Consider the following 20,554-nt stretch of genomic DNA (forward strand, 5'->3'; position numbering starts at 1 on the left):
AATGCAATCAGTACACAAATTTATATCCGTAGCAATGATAAATAATTAAACAATTGAGTTAAAGTTAGTTATGTACATTTTCGAACTTATGAAAGGAAAAAAAGTAATTTTTTTTTAAACTTTGTGAGATTTGAGAAATATTATATCGAAATGCTCGCCTTTTCCGATAATGGAAATGACCCACTATAAACCGAACGAATATGGCAAAGCTAACAAAAGATGAATTCAGTAAGATCGCAGAGATTTTATCTCCATTAGATAAAGATCCTATAAGAAATGAAACTCTTAATCCAATGTCGAGAGTGCTCCGCAAGATTAAGGGATTGCCTGAATTAATCCCCGATAAAGACGAAGCTTTAAACGAGGTTAAGGAAGAGCCTGATACTATCGAGGGTGGGATAGAGCTTGCCGACGATGCCATTTTAGAATCTACCACGCCTCCTCAAATGAAATACTTTGATGAGAATGATGTAGATATTGATGAACTTTTAAATGATGCTCCGGATTTAATCTCCGGACAGTCAGTTACACCCAAAAAAGAAATAATTCAAGATACACCACCAATCACTCAAGTCGATGAGGATTCAAACGCATTTGGTGTAGATGATCCATTTGCTGTTTCTTCCGAAGCACAGGATGAGCCTTTTGATGACTTGCCCGCAGCAGATGATTCCATAGCAGAGAGTGATCCGTTTGGTGGCTTCGATGACAAGCTGGAAGATTCGAATACAGACTCCATCGAAGAAGATCCGTTTGCAATGGATGATCCGGATTTAGGTCAGCAGAACAATGAGTATACCGATGATGACCCTTTTGGAAGTATGGACGCTGCTTCCGACGAAGATCCATTTGGGGATGTTGGAACTGCATTCAACAAAAGTTCAGTTCCGAATGCAATGGATACAGATCCATTTGCAGATGTTGTTCCAGGCGGAATAGGAATGGATTCAGAAGACGATCCATTTGCTGATTTAAGTGATACTAGCTCATCTACAGAAGAGGATCCATTTGGGGCTATTGGTCAATCTACGGAAGCAACTGTAGACGACCCTTTCTCTGGGTTCAATGAAGATATTGGTAATACAAATGAAGACAATGATCCGTTTGCGGATATTGGCAAGGAGTCTTTAAGCGAAGAAGATTCTTTTGCTGGGCTCGATGACAATGATTCTACCTCTAACGAGGATTCGTTTGGAGATTTAGGAACTATTTCCGACGGTTTCGGTGACTCTAATGATTTGGCTGGATTTGATGATAGCACATCAAACGATATGTTTGGAGATTTAGATTCTAGTCAACCTGTAACTGACGACAGCTATGATAGCTCTTCCTCTTTTGATTCTTCTGGTGTTGATGACGATCCATTTGCAGATATACAGCAGTCCACTGGAATGGGACATGATTTTGAAACAGAGAATACCGTTGATGACTTCGCCTCTTCCTTTGATGATTTAGGAAGTGGAATTGGAGATGTAAACGGGGATACTAGTAGCTCACTCGATGTAATTGATGATGCAGGTACTGCAACCGAATCAAGCTACGATAGTTTAGATGAAGACTTAGATAGTCTTGCCCAAGAAGAAGAAGCGGAAGAAGATTTGAGTGATGAAGAACTCGCAGTCATTCAGCAAGAAATTCTCAAGTATCCGCCAAAACTCAAAAGAACAGTTATCGATGTAATTACAAATGATAAGCTTCCAAAATCAGAGCAACGAGAATTAGTTGAACTTATTAAGTCGTCCCAAAAGCCCGAGGATATTGCCGCATATCTGACTGAAAAACTTGGATACCCGGTTGATCTTTATGATAAGTCGGGCGCATATTCTGAGCGGGGAATCCCTGTTATCTCCACAAAACCAATCTATACAAAAGAAGGGGAGTTAAGACGCAGGGAGTTAATTAAACGAACAGCCCTTATGGCTGCCGCAGGAATTTTACTAGTCGTAGGATTAATTAGTTCTTATAAATATGTTCTTCGCCCTTTTCAAGCCGCAAGACATTATAAAGAAGGAATTGAATACATAAAAAAAGCTGGTGTAGCAAAAGACTCAACGGAAAGATCTCGTGCATTAGCAGATGCCAAAACAGCATTTGTAAAAGGTGAGAAAATCGAACCAAACAGTTTAGAATACTTAAATAAATTTGGTGTTGCTTACAGCAAAATTGGAGAATACGACCAAGCATTTGAAAAGCTCTTTGGGGTCGTGGAGCCTGACTTTGGGGCAGAGAAAAATGGGAAGGGGGAATCCTGGACAGAAAGAACAGAGGTTCCTTACATACAATTATCTTCAAAGACTTCTTGGGATAATGATAAGTTACCCCTTGGCGGTAGAGTTGTTCCAGATGGTGATATGATGGTTCTTGTTTCTGGGGCTCAAAAGAAGCAAGTCGAACGAAAGATAAAGGTTGCAGGTGCTTATATAGTTGCTAGATTAGAAAAAAATATTCATGATAATCAAACCTATATCAATCTAGGAAAATTTCATTCTAATATTGCAAATCTTTTTAATAAGCCTACGATGGGAACTTCTCGTAGTTTTAAGAACGACAATCTTGCCGTCAGTTATTTTAAAGAAGTATTTACAGATGGCGAAGATGAGAACAATGTAGAGGCTACTGCTGGTTTGGCGAAAGTCTACTACAATCAAAAGAACTTCGCGAAATCAGTATTCTATTATAATAAGATTGTTGAAAAATTTCCAGACAATGCGATCGGTCATGGTGGGTTACTCAGTAATTACATTGAAATGTGGAAAGGGGATCAGAATCCCCAGTTCGTTTTGAATCATCATAGACAAGTTCGAAATGCGCTTGGAATAGAAGACGACTTATCGCTTTTTGTCTTAGCAAAATTGGCTGCTTTCTACATTGATTTGAATGCTTCTGAGGTAAGAATTAAATACAATATCAATCCGGAAGATCAAGTTACGAATATGGATCTTGAGGATAATGTTGAACTTCTCCTTAATACCGCTTTCTTCAAAACGGAGAAGGGCGAAGATGGAGAAGATGTCAAAGGAGATGAATTCGCTGAAGGCTATTACCAACGAGGAAGATTCTTAATAAACAAAGGCGAATCTATTCGTGCACTCAAACAATTTGAATTTGCTGCTAGTTATGATCCAGCCCATTATTTGTCTGTAATGGAAATGGGTGAGCATTATATGAGGTTAAATAATTATTCCGAAAGTATTGACTTACTGGCTAATGCAGAAGAGCGTTATGCTAAATATAAGGACTTTTACGGAAATCGAGAAGAAGATGAAACCTTATTAAATGGTGATCCGGGAAGAATCTATTTTGATAAGGGAAAAATTGCCTTCATGGAATCGTCTCTGATTTCTAAAGATGGAAAGATATCAGAATTTCCTGACAGAAAAGTATATCCGGATAAGAGCTTATCGCAATTATCCGAAGAAGAAAGCAATCGTCGTAGAAACCTTATCAATGCTATGCAAAAATTTGACATTGCATTGAAACTGAATATAAAAGATCCTAAGTTAAAGCGAGAACTTTACTATTATAAAGGTTGGATTGAATACATGCGCTCTGATTACGAAGCGGCATTGAATGAATGGTCTAACCTAAGCGAAGATGATACCTATCTAAACAGTAATGTTATGATTGGTCGAGCCAATGCATTTTATAATTTAGATCAATTGAACGCAAGCCTTGGAAATTATATTAAGATTAAAGAAGACTTTGAAGAAAAAGAATCTGTTATAGCAAGACCAACACCAGAAGAAAGCGCACACCAAGAGATATATAATGTGTTAATCGCTGTATACAATAATATTGGCGCAGTGTATGAGCGCAAAGGAAACTCAGCGCAAGCTTTAAAGCATTATTGGAAAGCGATTGAAGTTGCAAGAAAGATTGGTCTCACAACAGAAATCGCAAACTTCAATAAGGATATGGTCTTTAAGGCTAAGCCAAATGGCGCATTACCGTTGTTAGACGATTGGCTTTCTCCTACAATTGATACTGTAAAAGAATTACAAAATACTAAAAAGGGGAGATTGTAAAATCTCTTCCTTTAAGCCGGCATATAGATTTTAAAATAAGACGGATGGATTTGCATACGAGGATTAAATCCTTCTTCTAATTCTCCGTCAACATTCATAATAAGCGGGTTATCATGATGAATTTCAATTTTCTTGATAAAACCTGTTTTAATATGTGGATGATTTACATGATCCCCTTTGAAAATTTTAGGAAAATTTGAGAATAAAGCCAATCTACTTTTTAGCATTGGAGAGATTAGGAATAACTTGCCGTCATTGACTCGTATATGAGGGGCTATTTGCATTTTGCCGCCTGTAAATCGAGAGTTAGATACAGTCACCATATTGCAATTCAATAACTCTTCCACTCCATCAATTATAGTTTTAAGCTCATAGGGCTTATGACTAAATAGTTTAATAAGACTAGCGACTGTGTAATTCATAGATCCTATCTTTCTCATTCTAATTGCTAATTTTGTTATATCGGAAATTAGTCCTACTCCCCAAATATTAAACATAATACGCTTAGATACATCACCTGCGGATAAGTCTGATTTAACTTTGTTATAAGTAATGATGGCAGAATCAATATTGATAGTAGACTCTTTTTCAAAAGCTAAAAAGAACATATCTCGTGCAGTTTGATAATCCTTAATGTCAAAGTCTCTTAAAAAACTATTTCCTGTTCCGCCGGGAAGAAATGCGACAGGCTTTGTAAGGTTAGTAAAATTAAGTTTCTCGGAAATACCCTGAATCGATTCCGAAAGTGTTCCATCGCCACCCATAAAGATTTGTAACTCTTTATCATTGTAGGTTTCATTTGCAGCAATTCGAATATCAGCAAGAGAAGAAGTTGGACGTAATCTTATTTCTGTTCCTACGATGTCTTTCCATTTTTGAGAAAAGTCAATTGCTCTTTCTCGAGCTTTTCCTTTGCCACTTTTAGGGTTAAATATTAAAACTGCGAACTTTCCTTTCATACAACCTCAAACATTCTTTTGAATTTCTACTAGAATCAACCTAAAGTGGAATGGAAAAACACTATGTCAAGGTTGTTTTTTAAAATCGCAAACATAAGCTTCAAATTGAAAAATAGACAGTAGTTTGTTAAACCAACTTCTTAAAATTACTCAGTGTCTCTGTGGCAATCTTTTTTTGCTGAGTAGTTACATTACAACGTGATATTTGAATCCATGGCAAAATACTCTGAGTATTTGCGAAAAAGGATTGATTATTAAAAAGAGAGTCATGAAGTTTGAAAAATGAGCACGGGTGATAATGTAAGTCCAAGGCAAATTCAACTAATCCAAGGTGCTGCAGTTATATTGGTAGAACGTTTATACCTTTCAAAGGAAGAAGCAATTTCAATTATTTCAGAATCATTGAGAGAAGAGTTAAAGGAAAGCAAGGTATTATTTGAATTTTTAGAAATTGGAACTCTCGCTTACAGGCAAGCTTTCATTCGAAATCTTGTCCATCGAGTTGAACTCAAAATTGTTGCAAACAAAAGCGTTCCCCATTCTCGCATCAAGGAAGGTATTGATGCTTTTGTAAAATTACTCTATGCTAGTTGGGCAAGTCTTGGCAGTCAATAAGGAAGGCAGAAAGGGTTCTAATAAGAAATGCCCTATTTTTTTAATCTATGATTTGTTTGAGTAAAGTCGGAAATACTTAAATTTCGCTACCAAAGCCAATTATCGTTGCAATATTTAATTTATTTACTAAAAACTAGGCTAAAAGTCAAAATTTACTTGACTTGCTAAGTCAATGATTAGATATTTAACTCTGAGTTTAACGGAATTTATTTAAATTATTCAACCAGGAGTCAGATTATTTCTGATATAGAATTTAAAGTCGGCGATTATGTTGTTTATCCAATGCATGGCGTTGGTGCTATCACGGAAGTGAGCAAAAAGACAATTCTAGGCAAAAAGCGTGACTGCTATAGCCTCGAGATACAGTCCTCGAAAATGAAAGTTATGATACCCGTCGATAAGGCAAAACAGGTCGGGATTCGAGGAATTATACCCAAGAGAGAAATAAAAAAAGTTCTCAACCTATTAATGAAAGATGAAGTCGACACAGAAGAAGACTGGAAGATTAGATACCAAAACAATATGAACAAGATAAAATCCGGTTCTATCTATGAAGTAGCTGATGTTTGTAGAAACCTTTTCCGTAGAGCAAATGGCAAGGAATTGTCAATCATGGAAAGAAAGCTATATGAAAATGCTTATAATTTAGTGAAAACAGAAATAGCTTTGAGTAAAGGTGTTCCTCAAGAAGAAGCCGGCAATATTGTTTCTGATATTTTAGCAAGTTCAGTGCAACCGCTTCAACAAGCAGCGGCAATTGTGGATGTAGAATAAATACCGAGAAAACTCAAATTTTAATAAAAGGATTTGAGTATGACTCATGTCTATAAGGTTCTATTCGCGCTCTCTTTTTCTATCGTATCTTTCGGATTCCTATTCCCTATGTATGGCGATTTGCTTCAGCCTAGTATTTATACTGGACTGATTTTTATTGCAACTCTTGGAATAGTCTATTTTGAAGATAAAATTTTCCCTACCATCAATGCCGAAGTTGCTTTTTGTATTGCAGTTGGTTTACTTGTTGGTTTTGGTATTGGGAAACTTCTTACTGGTTTAATTGCTGATTCAAAGAATCCAGGATTAGGTCTAATTGTTTACCTTGGACTTGGTTACGCTGGTGTTAAGATCGGCTATGCATTTTCTAAGAAGCCCGGTCTTGCCATCTTTGGTGGAAGCGGAGGACCGATTCGACCATTTATCTTGGGTAACGAGAAGCCAGAAGAAATTCGCGATAAGATTCTAGATACATCTGTTGTAATTGACGGTCGCATTTTAGACATTGCAGATACGCATTTTATTGACGGTCCCCTCATTTTACCTAACTTCGTTCTTCGCGAAATCCAACTGATTAGTGATTCATCCGATCCGATAAAACGAGCTCGTGGTCGTCGCGGTTTAGATATGCTGAATAAGTTGCAACGCAAAGGCACGATTGAAGTTAAGATTACTTATACAGACTACACGGATACGCGCGAAGTCGATGCCAAGCTCATTAAACTAGCTCGCGACACCGGAGCTAAGCTTGTCACAAACGACTTCAATCTCAATAAAGTTGCCGAATTGCAAGGTGTAAAGGTTCTTAACCTTAATAATCTAGCGAATGCACTTAAGCCTGTAGTTCTTCCTGGTGAAGAAATTGCCATCCAAGTTATCAAAGAGGGCAAGGACGAAAACCAAGGAATCGGTTATCTTGAAGATGGAACTATGGTAGTGATAGAGAACGGCGGTCACTTAGTCGGAAAAGATGTTCGAGTGAATGTAACCTCTATTATCCAGACTGCTGCTGGAAAGATGATTTTCACAAAGGCTATAAAATAATCTTTCCCCACGTTTGTTTTATATTACCACAATAAATTTGTTATCCAAGGGCGGGGCTTAAACCCCGCCCTTGGATAATCGGGGCATCGTAAAGACTTGATTAATCAAGTTCTTACGATTTTAAGCTTGCTTTTTCAGAAAGATTCTCCAAGGTAAAAGTATGAAAAGTATTTTTTACATTTTTCTATTTTTCTTTATAATACTCTTCAGCTTTCAGCGCATAATAGATAACGAATGCATTTGTGGTGGAATTGGGGTTAGTGAGAACGACTGTGTCTTCTCTATTCATTCAGAATCTTCCGATAGCGGTGAACATGCAAAAGAGCATATCTGTGTTAACTGTCCTTGTAATTATATTCTAATTTCTTATTCAATATTCTATCTCAACAAAATCTATACACAAATTACTATTTCTTATATCGTATCTCCGCTTTTTACGGCGGTTAATTTCGATTATCTCTTGAATTTAATTCGACCTCCTAGAATTATTTTTACTTAAAAAGATTACCACCGATAGGGTTCAGGCTTATTCGGTCATCTCGAACATGCGAAGGCGTAGGTTCGCGAATACTTGGAGCGAAGGGCGGGAAATCGTGAGAGATCTATCTGACAAGAATACGATAGTGCTAAGCAAGATAGACCCCTCACATCGCTTGGCGGTCGTGTGAGCGAAACGAAAGGGTGGAAACTGTTCGGGGTGACCGGAGAAGTCCATACACCGAACTTAATTAATCTATCTTCATTGGTAAAATTAAAATCTTCAAAGGAGGAGTTTATGAAATCATTTTATATAATTTTAATTCTATTCGCATTTGGAATTTATGCAATAGAATCAGACTCACATGCGGAAAATTCGCATTGTGCGGGTAATGCAAAATTACTCACAATAGTCGAGTGCGTATTAAATCATAGTCCCGAGTTTAAGAGAACTCGAATTGAATTAACCGCAATCAAAGGCAAGAAAATAGCGGCAGCGTATTTATTTCCTTCCAATCCTAGTATTCAGGTAATGAATGCATACAGAAAGCAAGCACAGTCGGAGGTAACAGTATTTAACCCCAATGCTCAAACTGCGATCAATGGAGAATTTCAACTTTCACAAGAGTTTTACATTTCCGGGCAAAGAGGCAAACGAATGGAAGTCGCTGATTCTGAATTTGCAGCTCAAATAAAAAAAGTAGCGACCATGGAAAGAGATACAACTGCACAAGCACTTTCTGCTGCTGTATTTTATAAAAATTCTTTAGAGGAATATAGGATTACTGAATTCCTCTATCAGAATTCACAGGATATGGCTAGTGTTGTGCAAGGTAGAGCAGAGAAAGGACTCGCAGCAGGAATTGATGCTGATATTGCGAATGCAGAAGTATCTAAAATTTCTAGATTACTCAATTCTGCCATTCGAAAGAGAGATGGGGCAAAGGGCAATTTAACTGTCATGATGGGGGTTAATTATGATTTGTCTCTAACTATAATTGATTCAATCCCAGACATCCAATTGAATACAAAGAATACGCAAGAGTTAATAGCTACCGCACTCAAACAAAGAACAGAAGTAGATGCAGGAGTTTTAGATGTTAGGACTGCTCAAAAAAGAATAGACCTTTTAAGAAGAGAGTCTATTCCCAATTTAACAGTATCAGCATATCTACAGCGAGATGGGTTTAATGAAAATGTGATGGGCGCACGAGCCTCTATACCGCTTAGAGTATGGAGAGACAATAGTGGAGAGATTGTAGAATCAGAGGCTCGAAAGGAACAAGCAATGACGAACTTAGAAGTAAATCAGCATACAATTAAATTTGAAGTGATTCGAGCAGTTTCCAATTTTAATTCCTTGAGAGAGGAAACTAAAAATTATCCGCAGGAGTTAATGAAGAGGGTAGATGAAGATTTACTTTCAATCAAAAAAGCTTTATCGACTGGGCAAATGAATATTCGAGATGCGTTAGTCGCTCAAAACTCTCTCGTTACGTTGAAACTCTCTTACATCCAAAGTCAATCTGACTACGATTTATCCAAAATAGAGTTACTGCGCTCTGTTGGATTTCCATTGTTACAATACGCAGTAGTAGCGAAGTGAGGAAAATATGAAATACTATAAAATCTATACAATACTAGCCATTCTAGTAATCGCCTTTACATCATACAGGGCGTATAAATATTTCTCTAAAAAGAAAGCCGCACCAGAAGCGGTAGAATCAAGTAAGCCTCTAGATGATGGCACTATCAGAGTTGATTCGGAAGTTTCTAAAGATGTAAATCTGCATTCGACACAGGTGAATACAGGAGAGTTTCAAGAAGCAATAAGTCTCATCGGCGAAGTAATGGCAGACCCGGATAGAGTAACAAAAATCAGTGCACGTATTCCCGGTAGAGTTTCCGATGTTCGATTTATCGAAGGATCGAGAGTCAAAAAAGGACAAGTTCTTGTTACACTAGAATCTCCTGAAGCAGCAAGGTCAAAGTCTAAATACTTGAGCACATTATCAAGAGTAAACGCTGTTGAGAGAAATGCAAAGCGAATTAGAGAATTGGTTAATTTAAAATTAGCCGCCGAGCAAGAAGCCATCAATGCAGAATCTGAATTAAGAGTGCAGGAGTCGGAACTTAGAGCGGATAAGGGTAATTTGCTCGCACTTGGTATACCTGTCCCTGATACGACAGGTCTAAATAGTGCAGGGGAGAATTCTGGTAGAATAGAAATTCTTTCCCCAATTGATGGAATTATTCTGAGTAGAGAAATTGTAAAAGGCTCACAGGTAGATGCAATCACGAGTCTTGCTACAATCGGAAATCTAGACTCTGTTTGGTTCATGGTAAAACTCTTCGAAAAAGATTTAGGGAAAGTCGCTGAAGGAGATTTAGCAAAAGTAAAATTAAATCCTTATCCAAAGGAAGAATTCGAAGGTAGACTCATGTATATAGGAAACCAAATTGATTTAGGTTCGAGAACAGTGAGTGGTCGAATCGTAATCAAAAACAAGAATCATATGGCAAAGATTGGACTCTTCGGAACAGCCGAGCTTTATACTTCCGATTACAATGTATTAGCCGTTCCAATCGATGCCATTGCTCCCATGCAAGGAAAAGATTATGTTTTCGTAGAAGAGAAGCCGGGAGAATACAAAGCAAGAGAAGTTAAATTAGGCAGAAGAAATTCTACAATCGTTGAAGTTTTATCCGGTCTTTCGGTCGGAGAATATATTGTGGATACTGGTATTTTTACGCTAAAGTCTACATTTTTAAAATCTACTTTCGGAGAATAATATGAAATTTCTTACATTAATTGTAGAATGGTCTCTCGAAAATAGAGTCATCGTTCTAGCGGCTACCGCGTTATTCTTCTTCTTTGGTTTAGACTCTGCGCGTAAAATGAAGATGGATGCGATTCCTGATGTTACAACGATTCAAGTGCAAGTCATAACTTCCGCACCTTCCCTTTCTCCTTTGGAAATTGAGCAGTATGTAACCTTTCCTGTCGAGCGGTCAATGTCGGGTATCCCCCATGTGGAAGAAGTGCGCTCCATTTCTCGATATGGTTTGTCTGTCGTAACGATTGTATTCAAAGACTCAATGAATATTTTTTTGGCGAGACAACTTGTTGGAGAAAGACTTGCCGATGCGGTGAATAATATTCCAAAGGGATATGGAACACCTACCATGGGTCCAATATCTACTGGACTTGGTGAGATTTACCAGTTTACACTGAGTAGCCGCAATCACAGCTTAATGGAATTAACCACTTATTTGAATTGGTATGTAAATCCAATTTTAAAAACAATTCCAGGAGTTGTTGAGGTCAATACTTTTGGTGGTCATGTGAAGCAATACCAGATTATCCTCAACATGGAGAGAATGCAATCACTTGGCATTGTAATGACGGACGTGATAGAGGCACTACAAAAAAACAATGCGTCTATGGGGGGAGGATACATTGAGCACAACAAAGAACATTTTGTAATAGTAGCGAGTGGACTTGCTGGCTCACTAGAAGATTTAGGAAAAGTGTTCGTAGGCAAGACAAAAGAAGGAACACCAATTTCTCTTACTATGATCGCAGAATTAAAATTCGGTGCAAGACTAAGACTCGGTGCAACAACGAAAGACGGAGAAGGGGAAGTCGTGGGGGCAATCGCTCTTATGCTCATGAAAGAAAATTCTCTTCAAGTAAGTGAAGCGGTTCATGCAAAATTAGAAGAGCTTAAGAAGACTTTGCCAGAAGGCATCGTTGTTGAAACTTACTATGATCGTTCTGCAATGGTAAAGACTACAATCAAAACAGTGCTAAAAAATTTAGCAGAAGGGGCTTTGTTTGTAATCATTGTTTTATTTTTATTATTAGGCAGTGTGCGAGCAGGACTTGTGATTGCTGTAACGATTCCGCTTGCGATGTTATTTGCGATAGTCATTATGCGCATTCGCGATGTGCCTGGAAATTTAATGTCAATGGGTGCGATTGACTTCGGACTGATTGTAGATGGTGCAGTCATCATTGTGGAAAATGCTGTTAGGCGCTTATCGATGGCAATCAAGGCGAAAGGCTCCCTTCTTACTACCGAAGAAAAAATTGAAACGATTAAGCAAGCAACTATTGAGGTAAGAAAGGCAACAATATTCGGAGAAACGATTATCGCAATAGTTTATCTACCCGTTTTATCTTTATCCGGTGTAGAGGGAAAAATGTTTATCCCGATGGCGGAAACTGTGCTGTATGCGCTATTCGGTGCTTTCGTTCTTTCGCTCACAGTAGTTCCAGTTCTTGCAACTTATATTTTAAAAGTAGAAGAGCCAGAAGAGCATGAGACTTGGCTTTTTCATAAATTCAAAATCTATTATATTCCACTTCTCGACAAATTTATGAATGCGAAGAACAAAGTGTTCACTGTTGCAATTGTGTCGATTGTGCTTAGCTTTGTAATGTTCGCAAACTTAGGAGCTGAGTTTATGCCTGAGTTAGATGAGGGCTCACTTCTTTTAGAAGTAGCGCGGCTACCTTCTGTTTCCCTCTCCGAGTCTATTGATACAGGAAGAAGAATTGAACATGCTTTAAAGAAAAATTTTCCTGAGCTACTACATGCTGTATCAAGAACAGGCTCGCCCGATATTGCAACTGATCCTATGGGGATTGATCGAACGGATATTTATTTACAATTGAAACCCAAAGAGGAATGGAGATTTGAGCGAGAGAAATTAATGCAGGCGTTAGTAGAGGATGTGGAAAAATCAATCCCGGAAGTAGCAGTATCCGTTTCGCAACCAATTAAAATGAGAACGAATGAGCTAATCGCTGGTATCCGCTCTGACATTGGTGTAAAAATATTTGGAGAAGATATTAAGACTCTTCGTGAACTTGGAGAGAAGACTTCGAATGAACTTCGAAAAATAAGCGGAGTCGTAGATTTAAAAATCGAGCAATTGGGGGGACTGAATTATTTAAGAATCAAACCTAGACGGGAAAGTCTTGCTCGTTATGGAGTGAATATTTTAGACATCAATCAAGTCACCGAAATTCTTTCTTCTGGTTATATGGCGGGAAGTGTATTTGAAGGGAATAAAAGATTTGATATAACCATTAAAACAAACCGCGAGATTCACTTTAATCTGGAGGAAATTCGCTCTTTACCGGTAAAATCTAGTTCAGGAAATTCCATTCCTCTTGGAGATTTAGCCGATGTATATATAGAGAGTGGACCTGTTCAGATCAGTCATCAAAATCAATACAGGAGAATGATTGTGGAGTTTAACGTTAGAGGAAGAGATATGATGAGCGTAGTGAATGAAGCCAATGAATTACTAGCTAAAAATGTCCCTCTCCCTGTCGGCTATCGTTTTGAGTTTGGAGGAAAGTATGAAAATTATATTTCCGCAAGAAATACTTTGATGGTAGTAGTTCCCCTAACGCTTTGTTTAATTCTTTTTCTCCTATGGCTTGCGTTTGGTCAGGTAACTCCTGCTATGATGATTTTTTTAAATGTTCCATTTGCGATTACCGGTGGAGTATTATTTTTATTCCTTAGAGGTATACCATTTAGTATTTCGGCAGGAGTTGGATTCATCGCCTTATTCGGAGTAGCCGTTCTGAATGGACTAGTGTTAATCTCATTTACAAAGGAGCAAGAGCTAGAAGGGATGACTCATATAGAAGCTGTAATCAGTGCTGCTCATATTCGACTTCGACCTGTATTGATGACTGCAATTGTAGCGGCTACTGGTTTTATACCAATGGCTGTCTCTACTAATATGGGAGCGGAAGTCCAACGTCCATTAGCCACTGTGGTCATCGGTGGACTGATAACAGCTAGCGTTCTTACGCTTCTTGTTCTGCCAGTTGTTTATGCTCGTTACTATGAAATGAAAAAGGATAAAGACTAACGGTGTTGCAGAGAACATTATTACTATTATTTGCTGCCATTTACCCTGCATTTTGGGCAATTTTTAAATTTACTAAGATGCCGATAGATGATCCGAAACAGCGGATAGTAGTAAGTATTCTCTGTCTCATTGGATTTAAACTTTATAATTCTGATAATCCCAAAATCAGAAAGAATCAGAATCTTTTAACCTATGCAGCGTATTATATGGTTACACTGCATAGCTTGTATCTTTCTTACTTGAATCATTTTTCTGTAGAGTTTCAAGTTCAAAGTTTTATACTCATCGTCTTTGCTTCCTTAGGTTTTATTCGCAAGTATCATTTATTCTATTATTTATTTTTTACTTTCTTTTGCTTTGTGCCCATTACGGTTGCGGGTTTTATGAAATTGGAAATCTATTACATCCTTTGCAACTTACTCCTAGTATGCATTGGCTCATTTGTGATTCAGATTTTCCATATACAATTTTTAAAACAACTTCTTGTCAATGATGCAACACTTCTTCGCTCAGTAGATAAAATGAAGGATGGGATTATTATCACCGACATTACTAGCCATGTTTTATTTGTCAATGAAGTGGCTCAAAAGCTATTGGATTTTAATTCCGAATTCTTGATTGGTTCAAAAGTAAATCTTCCCATTCCATCGGAAAATAGATTGACGGGGGATAAGACCGTTATCCGCACAGTGGAAGATAGACTCGTAGAAATTAGAATGCTTAAAGTCGAGCGACTCGGAAGACCTGTGTTCTTTATAATGGTAAAAGATATTACCGTCGAAGAAAGAGCAAGGCTTGAGACGGAAAGAAATAGAATTCTTCATCAGAATTTACTCATAAGCGCAAAAGAAGGATTAGTCGGAATCGATAAAGATGGAAAGATTACTTACTTAAATCCACATGCCCAAGAAATTACAGGATTTACAGAAGAAGAAGTTCTCGGAAAAACATTCCATGAAACTTTTCATCATAGTTGGATGGATGGAGTCCCACACGAAGAAGAGAATAGTCCAATTAGAGATACATTATCTACTGGAGTAATAGTTAGAATTAACAACGAAATATTCTGGAAGAAGGAAGATAAGTTTTTTTATGTGGAATATACCTGTTCTCCCATCAAGAAAGAAGAAGAAATTACAGGCGCAATCATTATTTTTAAAGATATTTCAGATAGAAAGAAAAAAGAAGAGTTGGAAAATAAAAGCTACAATGAATTGGCTTTTATTTCTGAGTCAGCAATGCGATTTCTCGAAACAACTACAAGAGAGGAAATCTTTGAATACGTATCATTATCGCTCTTTGAATATACCAAAGCGCGGGCAATCATTGTAAACTCCTATGATCTTGAAAGCCAAGAGTTTAAAGTCGAATCTACTAGTGGATTAACACAATTTATCAGACCGATAGAAAAGCTAATTAATTGCGAAATCAAAGGATCAAAATTTAAAATTGAATTTGAGCGATGTCCGCCAGCGGCTACTCTTAATAAGCTTATCCATTTACCGGATGGACTGTATGCAATGAATTTTGGTAATTTAAACCGAAAAGAATGTATGCAGATTGAATCCATGTTGAACGCAAAGCGTGTTTATAACTTTACTTTTTCGCTTGAGGAAAAAATTCTAGGATCTGTCATGATCCTTTACGGTGAAGATAAATTTCAATTTGAAACTATGTTGGAAATCTTTCTGCACCAAGCTACAATAGCGTTGAATCGGTATTAATTGTGCTAGACAAGGCGTGGCTTTTTACGCAAAAGTAGGATTACCATGAAGAAAATCTTATTTTTAGTTATCATCTTACTTTTAAATTGTTATGCAAATGTTAAATCGAATCCAATTCCGGGATGCAAGCGAATTCAAGGAATGCCAGGTCCTGAGGATATGGCGATGGATAGAGATGCTGGAATTTTATATGTATCGAGTCATGAAAGAAGAGGCGAGCTTGTAGATGGAAAACTTTTTCAATTAAATTTGAATGCAACCGACGAGCCTATGCCTTCTGTGATTAACACGAATTATCCTAAGAATTTTCATCCGCATGGAATGAGCCTTGTAAAAATAAATGGCAAATCTTTGTTATACGTTATATCACATCCAAGTATGGAGCCACCTACACATGCAGTTGAAGTATTTCAAATAGAAAAAAACAAAATCACTCATATCGAAACAATTCAGAATGAGACGCTCATAAGTCCGAATGACTTATATGTTGCGACTGACGGTCGTATATTTGTATCAAACGATAGAGGAGCCGGCAGTATGTTTCGAGCTTATATAGACGCACTCTTTGGAATTAAACGCTCCAAAATAAGTTACTTCGATGGGAAAAAATGGAAATTATTTGAAGACGCTGTTACATTTGGAAACGGAATTTTGCTAAAGAAAATCGGCAATAAAGAATATATCTATCGCGCCGCAACTACACCCGAACAAATATACAAATATGAAATCATACAGAATAATGGTGAGACAGAACTAAAACAAGTAAAGGTTTTTGATTTTAAGGAAGGTCCTGATAATTTAGAAGAGGATGAAGAGGGTAATATCTATTTTGCGGCACATAAGTCTATGTTTCGTTTTTTAAATCACAAGGATAATTCTAATTATCCGTCTCCTTCGCAAATATTTGTAATGGATAAAAATGAAACTGTAAAGGAAATCTATGCAAATGATGGAACCGAAATTCCTTCTTCTAGCACCGGACTCAGATATAAAAATAAACTTTATATCAGTCAGGTATTTAATCCATTCCTACTTTCGTGTCCAATAAAATAATGCTACCACTTTACGAAGAATCTAATCTGGCCGTAATGGCTGTGAACTGCACAGAAGAAGAAAAGGAATTTATCTTTGCCTGTTTGAATTTGGAAAAAGTAAAAACAATTTTTTGGTCTAGAGAATTTTCTATTCCAACTTTAAAAAAAGGCGAAGTAGTTTTGGTTGAATCCTTTGATCGTCTTGCTTTAAGTGAATTTGTAAATTGGTCTATTCAAGTGCAGATAATCGGACGTTTGTCCTACGAAGAGAAAAGAGCTGCTTCCATTTCCGGTATTACAAGTTATTGGAATTTGGATCAATATTCTATTCAGTCTATGTCGATTGGATTTTTCAAACGAACAGAAGAAATTTATCCAATTCATACTCTTGTTTGGACTGATAATAAAAATTTTAATCATAAGATAAAATCTGTTCTCAAATCTTTTTCGGTAAATGAAATAACTACGAATAATACAGATTATGCGTTCCAGGCACTACGAGAGAAATACTTTGATCTATTGATTTTGGATTGGGATACTGCTGGAATTGAAGTAATTCGGTTACTGAGAGAATTTAGAAATATCAAGTCTACATTGAATTATTTTCCTAGAGTCGTTGGTATAAAGGATTTTACCAAGATGAATATTTTTCAGGACTTGACGATGGGTATCAAAGATTTCTGTCCAATTCTTTTTTCGAAAGCAGAAGTGATGGAGTTACTTGTTGATTCGCTTCCGATTGGTCGAGACGAGTTAGTTGGAAAGACAGTTGTCATGGATAAACCATTTCTGAAATTGTATAAAGGTAAAAACAACAATCAGCTAATATTCATTTACCCCGATGACAAGGAATTTAAAAAAGAGAAATACATTCTTTCGGAAGAAGAGATGAATCTGCATATTTTTAAAAGACAATTCGAATGGCTGAAAGACTTAGTGATTCATGAATAAACTCATTGAAGAAGGTTTGGAATTTCTAAATCTAAAGAATGGAAGATTTGAAATTCGTTTTTTTGCGCAAAGTTGTTTTCCGATTTATAAAGTTTCTTTTCAAGATGAGAATAAATCTATCGCGGTTAAAATTTTAGATCGAGAAGATATGGCTCTCTCGGAGCTTTCAAGTCTTAGATACTTGAAAGAAAAAAATTGCTCTGTTCCTTTCACGTATGGAATTTATACAAAGGCAAATCAATCCTTACTCTACATGGCTTTTATTTCTGAGAGGCAAACAGCTAACAGAAAGGAATTATTACTGAACTCACTGCGTCAAATGTATTCAATCAAAAGCGCAAAATGGGGATTTGGCGAAGAAAACTTTATTGGAGCACTACAACAGAAAAATTCTTTTCATGAAAGCTTCGAGTCTTTCTTTTGGTTGGATAGAATTGAGCCACAACTAAAGCTAGGAATCAAGAAAAATCGAATTGAATTAAAACTTATAGAAAGACTGGAGACTTTGATTTTTCAAAAAAGTAGGGATTGGAACTTGAATTCAATTTCTCCAACTCTAATACATGGAGACCTCTGGAGCGGCAATGTATTGTTTGCCGATAAAGCCTATTTTATTGATCCGAGCATTTGCTACGCACATCCAGAACAAGACCTCGCCATGTTAGAATTATTTGGGAGTCAACTCAATAGAACGGAAGTAGAGGATTTCCTAAATGAACTGGGATGTTCGAATAATTTTTCTGAGCGAGTTCCTTTCTGGCAAATCTATCCGCTTTTAGTTCACGTGAATTTATTTGGTGGGTCTTATGTGAGTCAATTCTATCAAAGTGTTGAATTCTATGATTAGTTTGGGAAAATTTCGATAGAAATTTAATATAGGTAGATTCATTGGGTATTCTTGGGAAAATTTACAAGGGCTAATATAATTATACCGCAAATGCTAATAAAATCGATGAATTTCCTGCTATGAGTATTAGGCTAAATAAAAAAATTATTGTAATATAACTAGATAGTTTCTTAAAATGAAAAAACTCGGTAAATAAAGATAGAAAGGAATAATGTATGAAGTTAGTGAGTATGGTGTTTTTGATTGCAGGTATAATTGGCTTATCTGCACAGGAAAAGGAAACGGCAGTTGTCAGTTTTTTGGTTGGCAAAGTTAATCTGAAGACTACTGCGGATAATAAATGGAAACCGCTGAAAAAAGAAGATAAGGTCGATAGCGGAGATTCTGTTATGACCAGTAATGGCTCTGTAGTTACCATAACTTATAAAGGGTCTGAGTTTAAGATTGCTGCGAATTCTACCGTTGTGGTTAATAGTCTTTATTCGAAAGATAAAGATGGCAGTGTAGAAGTGAAAAATGGCGGAGCTTGGTTCAATATAAAAGATCTGGGAGGGAGGAAGTTTGTTGCGGCTACTCCTACTTCTACCGCTGGAGTTCGTGGAACAGCTTTTGGCGCTTTGTATGATGACAAGACGAAAATTGCTATGCATTGTGTTTGTGAAGGCAAAGTAGAAGTAACCTCTACAGAAGCTGGGGCAAAACCTAAGATGGTGGAAAAAGGAAATGGAAGTAGTTTTAAAGAGGGAAGTGCTGATATCGCAATGAATTCTTACAAAAATTTAATTGTAAAAAAAGAAGCGATGCCTGAATTTGAATCGAAAGTAAAAGAGTCTCCTATGTTAAAGAACTGCCTTTCCTGCCACGCTCCAAAAGGCTGGTCTGCCCCAGGAATTATCAAGGACGACAAATACGGTAAATAAGGAATTAACATGAAGAAATTATACACAGCAGTAATGACAGCAAGTGGCGGAAGATCAGGTAGCGTTAAATCGCCTGACGGTAAATATGAATTTGCCTTATCTATGCCAAAAGAACTTAGAGGCGAAGGGGGAGATGGGGTTAATCCTGAATTGCTCTTTGCCGCTGGTTATTCGGCTTGTTTTCACAGTGCGATGAAAGTTGTTGCTACTCGGAAAAAAGTTGAGATAGAGAATTCTTCTGTTACTGCTTCAGTCGATATAGGAATGATTAGTGGGGGAGGATTTGGATTAGCCGTTACTTTGACTGTTCGCATTCCTGGTATGGAAAAAGAAGCAGCAGAAGAACTCGTTGCAGCAGCGCATCTAGTTTGTCCTTATTCCAATGCTACACGCAACAACATCGAAGTTACACTTGTAGTCGAATCGTAATTAGCCTCAAGACTGTCACCTCGAACAGCTTCATCGTGAGAGGTCTATCTCTCTTAACACGATAGTTTTAAGCAAGATAGACCTCTCACTATTTTTCCGCCCTGCGCTTGGTCGCGTCCTTCGCCTACGCAAGTTCGAGGTGACAGTAGTTCACAGACTCGCAATCTTTTTGAGACAATCGACGCATAGGCAATCTGTAAAATTTTCGGCGATATAATTTCTTTGTGTGGTTGTGAGGGTGATTGCTGCACATTCACAATTTTGGATTGAAGCAACTTTGCACTCGAATGACTTTTTACACGATGGACAAATTTTCGATTTTGATTGATTTATAGTTTCCGTATTCATAATTAGATTATTTTGAAGATAAGATCACAAGTCAAACAAATGGCTGTTATGCGAAATAAAAAAGGAAAATAGAATGGTAATTGTATTTGATATGGATAATACTTTAGCGGATGAAATGGGAGCAGGATTACGACCCGGTATCGTAGATTTTTTGCAGAAATTAAAATCCGAGAAACACGAATTAAAGCTCTGGACAAATTCAAAAAGAGAAAGAGCCATTTCCATTTTGCAAGAGCATAAATTAAAAGCATATTTTACAGAATGCATATATCGAGAAGACTATGATCCTGATGATAAGGGGATACGCAAAGATATCCGCAGAGTAAAAGGTGATTTTTTAATAGACGATGACCCAAAAGAAATTCAATTTGTAAAGTCCATAGGTAAAGATGGATTCTTAATTACTTCTTTTCGAAAAGGCGGAAAGGTAAAAGCAGGAGAGTTAGACGAAATCTACAAAGTCATTAAAAGTAAATCAGCATTTATTAAAAATTTTTTTTAATAAATGC

General features: G+C 37.1%; 16 protein-coding genes. 14 read left to right on the forward strand and 2 right to left on the reverse strand.

Going from position 1 to position 20,554, the window contains the following annotated elements; genetic code table 11:
• The first annotated feature begins 200 nt into the window (after positions 1 to 200).
• Entirely contained in the window at positions 201 to 4,025 is a 3,825-nt protein-coding gene (locus IPH52_04765) for a hypothetical protein (protein ID MBK7054354.1), read from the forward strand.
• Positions 4,026 to 4,036: 11 nt separating this feature from the next.
• On the opposite strand, the gene IPH52_04770 is transcribed toward IPH52_04765, so the two are convergent.
• Positions 4,037 to 4,984, reverse strand: a complete 948-nt coding sequence (locus tag IPH52_04770; GenBank protein ID MBK7054355.1) for a hypothetical protein — start codon at positions 4,982 to 4,984, stop codon at positions 4,037 to 4,039.
• A gap of 282 nt (positions 4,985 to 5,266) precedes the next feature.
• Here IPH52_04770 and IPH52_04775 point away from each other — a divergent pair, with 282 nt between their 5' ends.
• The 12 genes from IPH52_04775 (at position 5,267) to IPH52_04830 (ending at position 19,697) form a co-directional block, all read left to right on the forward strand.
• Positions 5,267 to 5,599 (forward strand): hypothetical protein, encoded by a 333-nt coding sequence (locus tag IPH52_04775; GenBank protein MBK7054356.1) that lies wholly within the window; start codon positions 5,267 to 5,269, stop codon positions 5,597 to 5,599.
• A 282-nt stretch (positions 5,600 to 5,881) separates the two neighbouring features.
• Positions 5,882 to 6,373: a transcriptional regulator gene (locus IPH52_04780; GenBank protein ID MBK7054357.1), complete on the forward strand. Its 492-nt coding sequence runs from the start codon at positions 5,882 to 5,884 to the stop codon at positions 6,371 to 6,373.
• Between the two features lie 39 nt (positions 6,374 to 6,412).
• Entirely contained in the window at positions 6,413 to 7,417 is a 1,005-nt protein-coding gene (locus tag IPH52_04785) for a TRAM domain-containing protein (GenBank protein MBK7054358.1), read from the forward strand.
• A gap of 775 nt (positions 7,418 to 8,192) precedes the next feature.
• Positions 8,193 to 9,500, forward strand: coding sequence for a TolC family protein (locus IPH52_04790; protein MBK7054359.1), 1,308 nt, complete (start codon positions 8,193 to 8,195; stop codon positions 9,498 to 9,500).
• Between the two features lie 7 nt (positions 9,501 to 9,507).
• Entirely contained in the window at positions 9,508 to 10,686 is a 1,179-nt protein-coding gene (locus tag IPH52_04795) for an efflux RND transporter periplasmic adaptor subunit (GenBank protein MBK7054360.1), read from the forward strand.
• Between the two features lies 1 nt (position 10,687).
• Positions 10,688 to 13,792 carry an efflux RND transporter permease subunit gene (locus tag IPH52_04800; GenBank protein ID MBK7054361.1) on the forward strand — a complete coding sequence of 1,035 codons (3,105 nt, stop codon included), beginning with the start codon at positions 10,688 to 10,690 and terminating at the stop codon, positions 13,790 to 13,792.
• A 5-nt stretch (positions 13,793 to 13,797) separates the two neighbouring features.
• Positions 13,798 to 15,516 (forward strand): PAS domain-containing protein, encoded by a 1,719-nt coding sequence (locus tag IPH52_04805; GenBank protein ID MBK7054362.1) that lies wholly within the window; start codon positions 13,798 to 13,800, stop codon positions 15,514 to 15,516.
• 45 nt (positions 15,517 to 15,561) lie between these two features.
• Positions 15,562 to 16,569: an SMP-30/gluconolactonase/LRE family protein gene (locus IPH52_04810; protein MBK7054363.1), complete on the forward strand. Its 1,008-nt coding sequence runs from the start codon at positions 15,562 to 15,564 to the stop codon at positions 16,567 to 16,569.
• A complete protein-coding gene (locus IPH52_04815) occupies positions 16,569 to 17,501 on the forward strand; it encodes a hypothetical protein (protein MBK7054364.1) in 933 nt (310 codons plus the stop codon). Before IPH52_04810 ends, IPH52_04815 begins: the two co-directional genes overlap by 1 nt.
• Positions 17,494 to 18,348: a fructosamine kinase family protein gene (locus tag IPH52_04820; GenBank protein ID MBK7054365.1), complete on the forward strand. Its 855-nt coding sequence runs from the start codon at positions 17,494 to 17,496 to the stop codon at positions 18,346 to 18,348. The genes IPH52_04815 and IPH52_04820 overlap by 8 nt, the downstream gene beginning before the upstream one ends.
• A gap of 215 nt (positions 18,349 to 18,563) precedes the next feature.
• Complete coding sequence (locus tag IPH52_04825; GenBank protein ID MBK7054366.1) at positions 18,564 to 19,268, forward strand: FecR domain-containing protein; 705 nt, start codon at positions 18,564 to 18,566, stop codon at positions 19,266 to 19,268.
• A gap of 9 nt (positions 19,269 to 19,277) precedes the next feature.
• A complete protein-coding gene (locus tag IPH52_04830) occupies positions 19,278 to 19,697 on the forward strand; it encodes an organic hydroperoxide resistance protein (protein MBK7054367.1) in 420 nt (139 codons plus the stop codon).
• 150 nt (positions 19,698 to 19,847) lie between these two features.
• On the opposite strand, the gene IPH52_04835 is transcribed toward IPH52_04830, so the two are convergent.
• Positions 19,848 to 20,045 carry a cysteine-rich CWC family protein gene (locus IPH52_04835; GenBank protein ID MBK7054368.1) on the reverse strand — a complete coding sequence of 66 codons (198 nt, stop codon included), beginning with the start codon at positions 20,043 to 20,045 and terminating at the stop codon, positions 19,848 to 19,850.
• A gap of 73 nt (positions 20,046 to 20,118) precedes the next feature.
• Here IPH52_04835 and IPH52_04840 point away from each other — a divergent pair, with 73 nt between their 5' ends.
• The gene (locus IPH52_04840) at positions 20,119 to 20,547 is read left to right on the forward strand and encodes a DUF705 domain-containing protein (protein ID MBK7054369.1); all 429 of its coding nucleotides are present in this window, start codon (positions 20,119 to 20,121) and stop codon (positions 20,545 to 20,547) included.
• Positions 20,548 to 20,554 lie beyond the last annotated feature (7 nt).

The sequence above is a fragment of the Leptospiraceae bacterium genome (assembly GCA_016708435.1).
GTDB lineage: Bacteria > Spirochaetota > Leptospiria > Leptospirales > Leptospiraceae > UBA2033.